Source organism: Alteromonas sp. AMM-1 (assembly GCF_047290655.1).
Classification (GTDB): Bacteria; Pseudomonadota; Gammaproteobacteria; order Enterobacterales; family Alteromonadaceae; genus Alteromonas; species Alteromonas mangrovi.
The window spans coordinates 1-13,315 of record NZ_JBLBUE010000097.1 but is presented as its reverse complement, the minus strand read 5'-3'; the positions used below and the strand labels follow the sequence as shown (position 1 = coordinate 13,315).

General features: G+C 49.6%; 13 protein-coding genes. 11 read left to right on the top strand and 2 right to left on the bottom strand.

The window, feature by feature from the left end; all coding sequences use genetic code 11:
• Window positions 1-398 (top strand): TolC family protein (locus ACLR2L_RS13990; protein WP_413368851.1); only part of this gene is annotated, 398 nt, incomplete at its 5' end.
• Window positions 399-478: 80 nt separating this feature from the next.
• Window positions 479-1,018, top strand: a complete 540-nt coding sequence (locus ACLR2L_RS13985) for an acyloxyacyl hydrolase (protein WP_181405244.1) — start codon at window positions 479-481, stop codon at window positions 1,016-1,018.
• A gap of 14 nt (window positions 1,019-1,032) precedes the next feature.
• Here the strand turns inward: ACLR2L_RS13985 and ACLR2L_RS13980 are convergent, their stop codons facing one another.
• Both ACLR2L_RS13980 and ACLR2L_RS13975 read right to left on the bottom strand, forming a co-directional pair.
• Complete coding sequence (locus ACLR2L_RS13980) at window positions 1,033-1,488, bottom strand: BLUF domain-containing protein (protein WP_413368849.1); 456 nt, start codon at window positions 1,486-1,488, stop codon at window positions 1,033-1,035.
• The gene (locus tag ACLR2L_RS13975; RefSeq protein WP_413368847.1) at window positions 1,485-2,804 is read right to left on the bottom strand and encodes a putative bifunctional diguanylate cyclase/phosphodiesterase; all 1,320 of its coding nucleotides are present in this window, start codon (window positions 2,802-2,804) and stop codon (window positions 1,485-1,487) included. Before ACLR2L_RS13975 ends, ACLR2L_RS13980 begins: the two co-directional genes overlap by 4 nt.
• Before the next feature lie 261 nt (window positions 2,805-3,065).
• Here ACLR2L_RS13975 and ACLR2L_RS13970 point away from each other — a divergent pair, with 261 nt between their 5' ends.
• From ACLR2L_RS13970 to ACLR2L_RS13930, 9 genes are all read left to right on the top strand, one after another.
• On the top strand, window positions 3,066-3,533 hold the full coding sequence (locus tag ACLR2L_RS13970; RefSeq protein WP_413368845.1) for a (2Fe-2S)-binding protein: 468 nt from the start codon (window positions 3,066-3,068) through the stop codon (window positions 3,531-3,533).
• Window positions 3,534-3,543: 10 nt separating this feature from the next.
• Window positions 3,544-5,820: a molybdopterin cofactor-binding domain-containing protein gene (locus ACLR2L_RS13965; RefSeq protein WP_413368843.1), complete on the top strand. Its 2,277-nt coding sequence runs from the start codon at window positions 3,544-3,546 to the stop codon at window positions 5,818-5,820.
• A gap of 135 nt (window positions 5,821-5,955) precedes the next feature.
• Window positions 5,956-6,846 (top strand): LysR family transcriptional regulator, encoded by an 891-nt coding sequence (locus tag ACLR2L_RS13960; protein ID WP_413368841.1) that lies wholly within the window; start codon window positions 5,956-5,958, stop codon window positions 6,844-6,846.
• Between the two features lie 109 nt (window positions 6,847-6,955).
• Window positions 6,956-7,885: an ABC transporter ATP-binding protein gene (locus ACLR2L_RS13955; protein ID WP_413368839.1), complete on the top strand. Its 930-nt coding sequence runs from the start codon at window positions 6,956-6,958 to the stop codon at window positions 7,883-7,885.
• Window positions 7,882-8,670: an ABC transporter permease gene (locus tag ACLR2L_RS13950; protein WP_413368837.1), complete on the top strand. Its 789-nt coding sequence runs from the start codon at window positions 7,882-7,884 to the stop codon at window positions 8,668-8,670. The genes ACLR2L_RS13955 and ACLR2L_RS13950 overlap by 4 nt, the downstream gene beginning before the upstream one ends.
• Window positions 8,671-8,684: 14 nt before the next feature.
• A complete protein-coding gene (locus tag ACLR2L_RS13945; protein ID WP_413368836.1) occupies window positions 8,685-10,535 on the top strand; it encodes an amidohydrolase family protein in 1,851 nt (616 codons plus the stop codon).
• 49 nt (window positions 10,536-10,584) lie between these two features.
• Entirely contained in the window at window positions 10,585-11,685 is a 1,101-nt protein-coding gene (locus tag ACLR2L_RS13940) for a sensor histidine kinase (RefSeq protein ID WP_413368834.1), read from the top strand.
• Window positions 11,682-12,293, top strand: a complete 612-nt coding sequence (locus tag ACLR2L_RS13935; RefSeq protein ID WP_140961768.1) for a response regulator transcription factor — start codon at window positions 11,682-11,684, stop codon at window positions 12,291-12,293. The genes ACLR2L_RS13940 and ACLR2L_RS13935 overlap by 4 nt, the downstream gene beginning before the upstream one ends.
• 116 nt (window positions 12,294-12,409) lie before the next feature.
• Window positions 12,410-13,315, top strand: a 906-nt coding sequence (locus ACLR2L_RS13930; RefSeq protein ID WP_413368831.1) for a mechanosensitive ion channel domain-containing protein, incomplete at its 3' end; no start/stop codon positions are given.

The window sequence follows — 13,315 nt, the reverse complement described above, 5'->3', positions numbered from 1 at the left end:
GCATTGCGCCTACGTTGCAATGGTCGGGGCTAAACTGGTCGGCAGTAAAAGCACAGGTGCGTGCAGCAAATGCTGATGCTGATGCGCAGTTGGCTCGCTTTGAACAATCCGTGATTGAAGCGGTAAACGACATGGACTTGTCGTTGCAAAGCTACCAGTACAGCCGCGAACAGTTAGCAAGTGCCAGGCAGCAATTTAAAGCCAGTCAGCAGTCTGCCACTATCGCCAGGATTCGCTACGAAGAAGGGAGTCTGGAGTTTCTGCAATTACTCGATTCAGAGCGCGAACTTATTGCCAGCCGCGATCAGCTCGCGCAAGTCGAGCAAGCGCACTTTCTTCGCTTAGTCGATGTCTATCGCAGTTTTAGCGGCGCCCTGAGCTGGCAGCAAGCCGGTTAATTCAAATATATGCAGCGCTGGATAATGCAATTCAGCGCTGCGTTTTTCAGTTTACTTATTTGAAGAGAGGTATTAACAGCGTGCGTTATACGCTTAACAACTATCTTTGGGTTATCTTTACTTTCACCCTGTTTTCGTCAACCGCAAAGGCGCTTAATCAAATCTCGGTAGACGTGCTTAAAGGCGAAGGGGAAATTGCCGGGGCCAGATTAGGGCTGTCGCCCTGGGCATCAGCCAATTACCGCCTGCCATTATTGGGCAGGGTGGCGGTTACTACCGAATTAAGCCTTACTCAACTACAGGCAGCAGGGGCGGATTCTGGATTTGATAACAACGCCGTTTATGCAGTTACGCCAGTGCTCCGCAAATCATTAGGCAGGCTTTTTTCAATACCCACTGAACTGGAATTTGGTATCGGCGCCAGCCTGTTGGAAAACCGCCATTTTGGGCAGAAGGATTTGGGATCCAAGTTTCAGTTTGAAGACCGGCTGGGCTTGCTTATGCAGCTCAATTCAGGGCTCGCGGTTTCACTGCGCTATATGCATTATTCAAATGGTGGTATAACCGCCTCTAATCCCGGACTGGACTTTATCAATGTGTCGCTGATTTATCCGCTGTAAACGCAATATTCCGGTTATGGGTTGGTTCGTTGAGTGAATATATGCTGCTTTTGCATCACCAGTTTATACAGCGTATTTACTACATCTCTGGCACTTTCCTGAACTTTAATGTGAGTTGCATCGTCAACCAGGCCTTCAACATGAAAGCGGAGTGATTCTTCAATGCCCGCGAGGGCCATTTGCCAATCGCCAAATTGCCTGGTTGCGATTTGTTCGTAATTCAATACGGTTACCGACATGTGCCGGGCATCCATTTGGATAGACTCAAAAAGCGTTTCAATATCTTCTTGCGTACCTTCTATAACCTGACAGAAATAGCCGCCTGAGTACAAGAGTGCTCCCGTGATGTTTTTTGCTCTGTTGTTGCTTTGTGCAACCTGTAAAATACGGGTAATTTCGTTTTCAACAGTATGTTGGTTACCGACAATGGCACTGCGGCTGATATAAGCGATCTGAGAGAGCGAACTCATACCGTTTCCTCTTCAATTCGGAATGAAATTGCCTGATCAAATGGCATCGGCTTTGCGAAATAGAAACCCTGAATTAACGTCGCACCAAATGCGCCTACTAATGCCAGTTGCTCTTTGGTTTCCACGCCTTCAACAATGATGTTCAGACCAATAGATTCGGCAATTCTGATGAGACCTGAAATCATTTTCTCGGCTTTATTCCTGGTTTTCGTATCGCTACACACTAAATCACGAATAAAGCTTTTATCTATTTTTATGCAATCAAACGGCAGTTCAATTAACCTGGAAATTGCGGAAAAGCCGGTGCCGAAATCGTCGATAGAAAGCTTCACGCCAAGGTCTTTGAGTGAGGCGAGTGAGTCTTCCAGAACATGGCAAAACTCGGTTGACTCAGTAATTTCCAGCTGGATTTGCTTGCTCGAAATCCCGGTAGTTTGGATTGCTCGCTCAAGCGTTGCCAATAATATCTCGGCATCCTGGAATTGAGACGGGCTGATATTAATACTGATACCAGGTGTGTGGCCCTTCATTTCGGGAATATTGGCTGCGTCCAAACACGCTCTGTCTATGATGAATTGCCCGAGTATGTTCATTATGTTGATGCGTTCTGCGATAGGAATAAACTGTAGCGGAGGGATCAGGCCTTTCACTGGATGGCGCCAGCGTATCAATGCCTCGAAATATTCTACCCGTTTCCTCGCAATATTGATGATGGGCTGGTAATACAGTTCAAATTCATTATTCGTCAGAGCCTGATGTAACTCATTGGAATTAATGAATAATGATACGCGTAAATCATTTTCTATTTCGTGGGCCTGTTGCGCATCTGAAACCATTGTCGGGGAAAACTCTACGATATTCAGGTTCCTTCGCTTTGCATTGTTTAAAGCAATTTCCGCGTGATTAACTAAGGTTTTCCCGTCACAAAGAGACGCCTTGCCTTTTGCAATTCCCAGCCGTAATCCCAGCACAATTATCTGCCCTTCAATAGCCATTGGACGTTGCGCAAATTCAAGTAATTTGCTGATTTCATCCTCCAGATTCTCAGATTGGGTAAATATCAGGCAAAAATGGTCGCCATGCAAACGACCTATTACCGGTACGTGAGAAAACTGCTTTAACAATCTGGCAGCAGCCGTTTTGATAATTTTATCCGCTGTGTCCGGACCCACGGCATTATTGATACTGCCGAAGCGAAGTAGTTCAACATCGATAATGGCTAAATGTTCAATGCCACAATCCCTTGCAAGCGCTTCAACACAAGCAATAGTTTCTCTGCGGCTAAACAGGCCTGTCAGTGTATCGAACTGTGGCATGGTTGTTCCCTTATACTGGCGATCCTCAATAGCGTTAACATGTCGCTCATAAAATGAGAGGTTGCCTGCAACTTTAGTAGTAAAAGCATAGGTGACACTTTTATATAGGTAAATAAATACATCAATAAATTGAATGAGACCGGTGATAGTGATTGATGAATTTTTCTCATTATTCTTTGCGGAATAATTCAATAGTGCTTCGACTAATGATTGCTATAGTTGAATCTGACTCAATTTATTTACGCTGCCAGGAGTGCACGCATGCCACGTTACACGTTAAACGTTAATAACACCTCCCATCAGGTGGAGGTTGAGGCTGACACCCCATTGTTGTGGGTACTTCGCGACGAATTAGGATTAGTGGGCACTAAGTATGGCTGTGGTGTTGCCATGTGCGGTGCGTGTACTGTACATCTTAATGGCAGTGCTATGCGCGCTTGCCAGTTACCAGTTTCTGCAGTTGGCAATAACGCGGTAACCACCATTGAAGGGCTGTCTGAAAACGGCGAGCACCCGGTACAAAAAGCCTGGTTGGAACACGACGTTGCGCAATGTGGTTATTGTCAGTCAGGTCAAATTATGTCGGCTGCGGCATTATTGGCAAATAATCCAAACCCCGACGATAAAGCAATTGAAGCGGGTATGAGCGGGAATATTTGCCGTTGTGCGACTTACACCCGCATTAAAGCGGCCATCAAAACAGCGTCAATCGACGTTGTAAACGTGTAAGGAGAATGGCATGACAACACACTCCCCAACACAAAATGTACTCACTTCCATCGGCCGTCGTCAGTTTTTACGGGCTTCTGCCGCGGCAGGTGGTGGTTTGTTGATCAATTTCTCCTGGCTGGGATCGTCTCTGGCAGCGCGTGCCGACGCCGATAGCCTGCCTGACAAGTTGTTTAGTTTAAATGCGTTTATTCGCATAGCCAGCAACGGGGTTATAACGGCTATGGTGCCAAACCCGGAGTTCGGACAAAACCTGATGACCTCTATGCCCATGATACTGGCGGAAGAACTCGACGCCGACTGGCAGTCGATTTCGGCTGAGCAAGCCCCTTATGATCCGGCGCTTTATCAACGGCAGTTTTCGGGTGGCAGTCAGTCTATCCGGCAGGCATGGAGCAGCTTGCGCATGGCGGGCGCAGCAGCAAGGCATATGTTGATGCAAGCCGCAGCAGGTAGTTGGAATGTGCCAATGGCTTCGCTAACCACGCATCAGGGCACAGTAAAACACACGGCATCGGGCAAACAGGCCAGTTACGGCGAGTTAGCGTCGTTGGCAGCCACTTTGCCCGTGCCTGAAAACGTCGCCGTTAAATCAAAAGACAGCTTCACGTTAATCGGCTCAGCTAAAAAGAATCTGGTGGGTCAGGATATTGTTACCGGCAAACCCTTGTTTGGTATGGATACGCAGGTTGATGGCATGCTGATTGCCATGATTGTGCACGCGCCTGCATTCGGGCAAACGCTGGCCAGTGCCGACACCGAAGCCATTAAATCGATGCCCGGTATTCGCGATGTGTTTGTATTTGATTCCATAGAGCCGGAGTACACCAAGAACTATTTTGATGTAACCGCGTTTCCCACCATGGTGGCCATTGTAGGTGACTCCACCTGGCAGGTGATAAAAGCTAAAAAAGCGCTTAACGCTCAGTGGAAAACGTTTGATGGCTACGAAGAAACCATTGACCGCTTTGGCTCCCCTGCGGTTATCAAGGTGCCAGGTGGTTTGGAAAGTACAGCCGGTCACAAACAAGCTATGGAGGATGTGTTGAGCGGCAAAGCCGGTAAATTAGATGTATTGCGCCGGGACGGGAATCCAGAAGCCGCTTTTGAACAAGCAGCGCAGATTGTAGAAAGCACCTACTACGCGCCCTATCTGGCACATAACACTATGGAGCCTATGAACTTCTTTGCCGATGCCACTGGCGAGGTGATTAAAGTGTCAGGGCCGTTGCAGGGGCCGATTTTTATTCGTCAAACCCTTGCCGAGCGGTTAAAGGTTTCGCCCGACAATATTGAGATAGACATGAAACGCATGGGCGGCGGGTTTGGTCGTCGGGCATATTCGCATTATTTGGTTGAAGCCGCGGTAATATCGAAAAAGGTTAATAAGCCGGTTAAGTTAATCTATACCCGCGAAGACGACATGACCATGGGCATTTACCGCCCAACGTATTCGGTAAAACTGCGTGCGGCGCTGTCTGCCAGCAAAGAGTTAATTGCCTATCACGTTAGTGGCGTAGGTGTACCCGAGCATTGCGTGCATGAAAACCGCTTCCCTGCCGGTGCCATCGAGCACTATCTGGCGGAAGGCACTGCCCTTGATTCGAATATTACGGTGGGGGCGTTTCGTGCGCCGCGCTCTAATTTTATGGCCATGGCCGAGCAGGCATTCCTGGACGAAGTGGCAGAAGTCATGGGGCAGGATCCCATTGATTTACGTTTATCGTTGCTAAAGCGGGCGCAACAAAATCCGGTGGGTAGCAACAATGATTACGACGCCGCCCGTTACGCCGGAGTACTGCATCAATTGCGGGAAACAGCCGGCTGGGACAGCATACCAGCCACTACGCCCAAAGGTGTGGCAGTGTATTATTGCCACAACTCCTATGCCGCACATGTAGTCACACTGAGCGCAGCCAATCCGCGCAATCCGCAGATTGATAATGTGTTTAGTGTGCTTGATTGCGGCATTGTGGTGAACACCGAAGGGGCGGTTAATATGGTGGAAGGGGCTGTCATTGATGGTATTGGCAATGCCATGTACGGCGAGATGACCTTTACCGACGGCAAACCCGATAAGCAAAACTTCGACCGTTACCGGATGATTCGCATGAACGAGATCCCCCGGAACATCAGCGTGAGTTTTGTTCAAAGCGACACCGATCCAACCGGTCTCGGTGAACCGCCATTCCCGCCGATATTTCCTGCACTTGCCAATGCACTGTATCAGGCAACCGGTAAGCGATTGTATGAGCAGCCTTTCGCGCCACAAATCGCAAAAGGTTAGTATTCCTAGAGTTTGTGCCCAGAGACAGCTTGTTCAATGTACCCAACGCATGATCTCGCTGTCTCTCCTCATTTTCGGTCAGGCAAGTCAAGAATGTTTCTGTTATGGTTATAGCCAGCCAATAAGACGTAGCCTATGAAAACCCGATTAAACGATTTAATTGCCTTTATTGCTGTTGCTGAAGAAGAGAGTTTCACGCGTGCCGCTGCCCGTTTGTCGGTGTCACAGTCGGCGCTGAGTCATACCATCAAAGGAATGGAAGAGCGCTTAGGGCTGCGCCTGTTTACCCGCACCACGCGCAGCGTGTCGCTCACCGAAGTAGGGCGAAAGTTGTATAGCTCCGTGGCCCCCAGGTTGCAGGATATCGAAAATGAACTCGACTCATTAAATGCCCTGAAAGACAGCCCGTCGGGTACGATTCGAATTTCAACTGCTGAGCATGCCGCGCGGAATGTGCTATGGCCTAAAATCCTCGATTTTATGCAAACCTACCCGGATATCCACATTGAACTGTCGGTGGATTATGCCCTTACTGACATCGTTGCTGATAAATTTGATGCCGGTGTGCGGTTAGGTGAAAGCCTCGAAAAAGACATGATTGCCGTGAGTATTTCTCCGCCACTGCGCATGGCTGTGGTGGGTTCGCCTGCTTATTTTGAGAAGCACGGCATCCCTCAAAGCCCCAGGGATTTGTCAGATCACCGTTGTATTAATTTACGCCTGCCTACCTATGGGCGATTATTGGTTTGGGATTTCGAAAAAGACGGGCGAGAGGTAAACGTGCGGGTTGAAGGCCCGTTAACCGTAAACAAGTCCTTTTTTATAAGTGATGCCGCGCTGAAAGGCGTAGGCATTGCTTATTTGCCACAGGACATGGTGAAAGACGCGGTGGCCGATGGCCGGCTTATCCGCGTGCTGGATGATTGGTGTGATGAGTTCCCCGGCTACTATTTGTATTACCCTAATCGCAGCCAATACTCCCCGGCCTTTTCATTATTTGTAGAAGCCATGCGATACCGGGCATAGCGCCCTAACGCGCAAGTTATGACAAATGTCACATAAAAGTTGTGACACATGCTAATTACGCCAATTCGTTGCGCTGGGCATACTGGTCTCCACACTAGGGAGATTCATTATGCAAACGTCTCAACACACTTTGGTTAGCATCCGTCAGCTGTCAAAATACTTTGGCAAAGAAACTGCGCTCGACGCGATTAATCTGACCATTCAGGCTAACGAGGTGGTTGCCTTGTTAGGCGAGAATGGCGCAGGAAAAACCACCACTATTAGCACACTGCTAGGCCAGCTTCGCCCGGACGCTGGCGAGGTTGTGGTGTTTAACTACAAGCCGGGTCATTGGGCGGCAAAACAGCAAATGGGCGTAATGCTCCAATCTGCCGCGTTGCCCGATAACGTCACCGTGAACGAACAACTCCGGTTATTTGCCAGTTACTATCCTAACAGTCTGCCACTTGATTATGTGTTGAAAACCGCTTTGTTAACCGACCTCACCAGCCGCAAGGTGCAAACGCTGTCTGGTGGTCAGAAACAACGCTTGCTGTTTGCCATGGCGATCATCGGTAATCCGCGTCTGGTTATTCTGGACGAGCCAACGGTAGGGCTCGATGCCACCGCTCGCCGAGAGTTCTGGACCTGTATTCGTACGCTGGCGGCCAATGGCACATCCGTGTTGCTCACAACGCATTATCTGGAAGAAGCCGACGCGCTGTCCGACCGCATTGTGGTGCTGTCGAAAGGTCGAGTGGTGGCAGAAGGGATCCCGGCTGACATCAAAGCCAGATTAGGCGGAAAGTGTATTCGTTTTCGCAGTACACACGCCATTGCCAATATTGAGAATCTGCTACAAGACGTTCAGGTGCAACGCAGGGGGGAATACATCGAGTTGATATCGGCCACTCCAGAAGCCCATTTGTATGCACTATTGGCTAGCGGAGGCAATGTTCAGGATTTAACGGTAACAGGGATTTCTCTGGAAGATGCGTTTTTGCACCTTACTCAAACACCACATACCCACATTCAGACTATTCAGGAGAAATCAGCATGAATCTCATTCAACCTATGCCATTGTCTGTGTCGAAGCGCTGGCAAATACTGTTGCTGGAAACGCAAACCGAGCTGCTAAAAACCTTTCGAAGCCCGGCATTTGTGATCCCAAGTCTGGCATTCCCGGTGATGTTTTATGTGTTTTTTGGTCTGTTGTTCAATGCCATGGGCGGGCATGCTGGTAACACAGCGAAATACATGATGGCCACCTACGCCGTGTTCGGCGCTATTGGTCCCGCATTGTTCTCGTTTGGTGCCGATGTGGCGTCCGACAAAGACAAGGGGATCTTGAGCCTTAAGTTGGTGAGTCCGATGCCGGTGAGCAGCTATTTCGCCGCGCGAATTTTTACCGCTCAGCTGTTTGCGCTCATCATTATTTTAAGCTTGTTCGCACTGGGTGCGCTGTTTGGTGATGTGGTTATGACCAGAGGTCAGTGGGTGCTTACACTGGTTACAGTGCTTGTGGGTACACTACCATTTTGCGCGATTGGCTTATTTATTGGGCTTACCGTATCGGCCAAAGCCGCACCGGCTATTGTGAATATCGTTTACTTGCCCATGGCGTTTTTCTCGGGACTTTGGGTGCCTATTCAACTGTTCCCTACATCGATGGAAATGCTGGCTAATGTGTTTCCTGCCTATCATCTGGCGCAACTTGCTCTGGCTATTCAGGGCAACCATTCAGGTGCGCCCTGGTATGCGCATGTGGGTGCATTGGTTGCTTACACGGCAGTGTTTTTGGCACTCTCTGTAAAGCAATTTGAGCGTATCGATAACCGTCATTAAACAAGGAGTGTACAATGCGAATGTCAATTATTGCAGTGGTGTGCCTGGCGCTGATTGGACTGTTTATCAGCTTGTTGCCTACGCCTGAGATAACGCCTGCTGCCCGCAATTCGGCGGAGGAAAGTTCCATTGATTGGCCTGAATCTGTCAGCTATCGGCTGACTAACGTAACCGTGTTCGATGGTGAACAATGGCATGAAAATACCACGCTCGTGGTTAACAATGGCCGCATCATGGCCCTTGGGGCTGACGTTGGGGCGCAATCAGGTAACGCAGAGTTGGACATGGTAGACGGGCAGGGCGGGTTTGTTATTCCCGGACTAATTGATGCCCATACCCACAATTGGGGCAATGCCCTTACTCAGTCTCTGCAATACGGTGTAACCACAACGCTGGACATGTTTACCGACCCCCAGTTCATGTTGTCGAAACGAGCACAGCGTGACAGCCTTGCCACCGTGCGCGAAGCCGACTTGTTTTCGTCAGGCGTACTGGTTACCAGTAAAGGGGGTCATGGCACCGAGTACGGTATAACCATTCCCACCATTGCCACGCCCGGTGAAGCTGACGCCTTTGTGGCTGCCCGCTTAGCGGAAGGCTCTGATTACATCAAAATTGTGTACGACGCATCGGCCAGTGAGGCTGGTCATAAAGGGCGTTTTACCTCAATAGATTATCCAACCCTTGAAGCCGTGGTCAATGCAGCGCATACACAACACGCACTGGCGGTGGTGCACGTAATGGACCTAACGTCGGCAGAGCATGCGGCAAAGGCCGGTGCTGATGGCCTTGTACATACTTTCGGTGGGGAACCTGCCAGTGAGGAATTGATTGCCCTGATGCAATCTCGCAACATGTTTATTATTCCTACGTTATCTATTCTGGCATCCATAGCCGGGGAAGGGCGCGGGCAGGCACTTATTACGCATTCTGCCTTTAGCGGGCATATCGGTGCTGATGTTGAACATGCCATTGCTAATGACATCGATTCTGATCGCGTGTCGGATGATTACTTTGACATTGCCAAAGTGAACACTCGCCGCATGCACAACGCGGGCATTGAGGTGCTGGCCGGTACGGATGCGCCTAATCAGGGCACTGCCCACGGGATCAGTTTGCACGACGAGCTGGCCCTGCTGGTGGACAGTGGATTGTCACCTACCGAAGCCCTGCAAGCGGCTACCTACTTGCCTTATTCCCGTTTTAACATTGGTGAGCGGGGTAACCTGAAGCCAGGGGCTCGGGCAGATTTTGTGGTGTTGGCGCGTGACCCCAGACATGACATTCGCAATACACAGCACATTCGCGCGATTGTTAAAAACGGCGCAAAAGTACCTGCCTACTTTGAAGCTGAAACCGCAACTGGTATCACGCCTGTATCGGGTGTAGTGAGTGATTTTGAATCTGATCTTACACCGAAGCTTGGCACACGCTTTGTGGTCTCTACCGACCAAATGATGAAGGGCGATTCTGTGGCATCGATTCACTATGTTGAAAACGGTTGTGACGGGAGCGGCGCTTTAAAGGTTGAAGGGCGTATTGGCCCGGCATTCCCCTACCCGTGGGCAGGCGCATTCCTGATGTTTGGGGAAACCATGAGTAGTGGCTACAATCTGAGTAATTTCAAGCGTATAGTGTTCGATGTGAAAGGGACCAATGGTCAGTTCAGACTCATGGTGTTGAACCCTCAAACGGCGCGGCCCAGTGAAGTGAGTTTTGCTGTTACCTCTGAATGCCAGCGGGTTTCTGTCGCCCTTGAGGATATTGGCGGGGTGGACTGGCACAATGTTGCAGGTATAGGGTGGGTAGCCGGAGCCGCAACGCCTGACTTTACCTTTGAACTGGACAACATCGAATTCGAGTAACTTTTTTCAGCCGCGAGTTTGAGTACTAGGGCGTGTTTTTTGAGTAATTATGACAAAGCCAATAAGCCAGGTGGCGCGATTTATTCACGGTAAGTTGTTGCCGGATGACAGTGAGATAGGGGTATTACCGTACTTTTGGCTGGTGTACCTGGGCATGTTTTTTGTGCACTTTTTCTTTTACGATCCGCCAGTCTGGCACATTTGGCTGAGTGCGGCGGGAACACTGGCCTTTCTGGCCTGTTACTTCCGCGCCTACTGGGTTTGTGGCCTGCATACCCTTTACTACATTGCGGCGATTTGCGCGATAGGCTCAGTGATGACGTTAGTAAACCCTGGGGCGGGCGTATTTTTTGTGTACGCCAGTGCGTTTGCCGCGCATATCGGCCCGCCCAAACACAGTATTGCCACTATTGCTGCGATACTGGTGTACATTGTGTTGCTCACCTGGCTGCGTGATTTACCGGCTTATTTTTACGGCCCGGCGCTGATTTTTTCATTAATGATTGGCGGCATAAATGTGTTTCAGCGGGAAATAGCCAAAAAAAATGCCGAGCTTAAACTAACTCAGGAAGAAGTGAAGCGCTTGGCTACCACAGCAGAGCGGGAGAGGATTGCCAGGGATCTTCACGATTTAATTGGCCACACGTTTGCCATGCTCACCATGAAAGCACAGCTGGCGCAAAAGCTATTTGACCACGACCCCGCTAAAGCCCGGCAGGAAATTGCTGAGCTGGAGCAAATCAGCCGTCGGACGCTGTCGGAAGTACGCGAAGCGGTAACCGGGTACCGGCAGAAAGATCTGGCCTCTGAACTTGCCAATGCCAAAACCCTGCTGAATTCCGTAGATGTGGCATTTGCTTATTCGGTGCCAGCGCAAACACTACCGGCACGCATCGACGCGACGCTGGGATTTATTGTAAGAGAAGCCGTCACCAATCTGGTGAAACACGCTAATGCCAATCGCTGCCAGATAGAAACGGCGGCAACTAACACTCACATTCAGCTTACTATTTCAGATAACGGCAGCTGCAAGGTGTTCACCGAGGGGAATGGGTTAAAAGGGATGCGCGAGCGCGTGTCAGCGTTAGGTGGCGATATTGTGTTTAGCTGCAAGCCCGGATTCAACATAACTGTAACGGTGCCATTATGACTACACCCATTAAAATTCTGATTGCAGAAGATCAGGGCATGTTGCTGGGCGCACTGTCTGCGCTGCTGGATTTGGAGCCTGATTTACAGGTAGTCGGCAAAGCCAGTGATGGCAAGCAGGCGTTGAGCTTAATCGAGTCTTTGCATCCGGATATTGTGCTTACCGACATCGAAATGCCAGTGATGACCGGCCTGGAGCTGGCGCAGTGCATTCAGCAACAATCACTGCCCTGCAAAGTGATTATTCTGACTACGTTTGCCCGCTCAGGGTATTTACGCAGAGCCATGGACTGCGGTGTAAAAGGGTACTTACTGAAAGATGCGCCAAGTGATGATTTAGCGAATGCCATCCGCAGAGTCATGCAAGGACGTAAAATGATAGCGCCAGAGCTAATTGTGGATGCCTGGGAAGAGGCCGATCCGTTAAACGACAAAGAGCGCAAAGCGTTAAAATTAGCCGCAGACGGTAAACAAACCGAGCAAATCGCGGCGGAAATGCACCTGTCACCCGGCACGGTGCGCAACTACTTATCCAGCGCTTCCAATAAGTTAAATGCGTCAAACCGCATTGAAGCGGCGCGCATCGCCCGACAAAAAGGCTGGCTTTAACGAAAATCCATGCAGGCGAGAGTACAGACAATATAAAATAAACAACAGTAAATGCTTTACCCTGCTCCTATTTAGCGTTACAACATGCGCAACTTGCTTTCCACACAGGTTCGCCCATGGACACTATCATTGCTGAAATCCAGGAACAGCTTGCGCTGTTGCAACAAACCATTGTCAGCCCAACCTTTGTCTATCAGGCAGGAGCCATACTGCTGATTTATCTGGTGGCCTGGCTGCTATCCGTTAAAGTACGCGACCAGTTTGCGGTTACCCGCGAGGAGCCTCATGAAGGCGCACACTCGCTGCAAGTGCTGGGCTATAAAGCGGGCGGTACCTTCTTTCCCATCATTACCATTTCGTTGTTAAAACTCACGTCCGTTTTGGGTAAACAATACCAACTGGACGCCTGGTTACTGGAAATTGCAGTGGTTATTGCTGTGATGATATTCCTGAATTCCTTCATAAGAGCGTTTGTTAAAAGCGTGGGTATTGCCACGTTTTTACGTTGGGTAGGGCTACCCATTGTGTTCTTACACATGATCAATGTGTTACCCAAAGTCATCGGCGCCTTAACCGCAATATCGTTTAGTGTGGGCAATGTGGATGTGTCCGCTTACGGTATTGCCCGAGTACTGGTGTTTGGCGTGTTGCTATTCTGGCTGGGCCGGGCATCTAACTCTATTGGTAAAGATATCATTCGCAATCACAAAGAATTTGATGTGCCCACCAAAGAAGTCTTTGCCAAGTTGTTTGAAGTGGCCATGTTCTGCGTGATTTTTCTGTTACTGCTGAATGTGATGGGCATCAACCTTACCGCATTAGCAGTGTTCGGTGGTGCATTGGGTGTCGGGTTGGGATTGGGTTTGCAAACCATCGCCTCTAATTTCATCTCGGGCATTATCATTTTGCTCGACCGCTCTCTCACCGTGGGCGACTTTGTAGAACTGGATGATGGCAGCAAGGGATTTGTGCGCGAATTTAAAATGCGATATGCGGTGCTGGAAACTTATGACGGTAAAGAT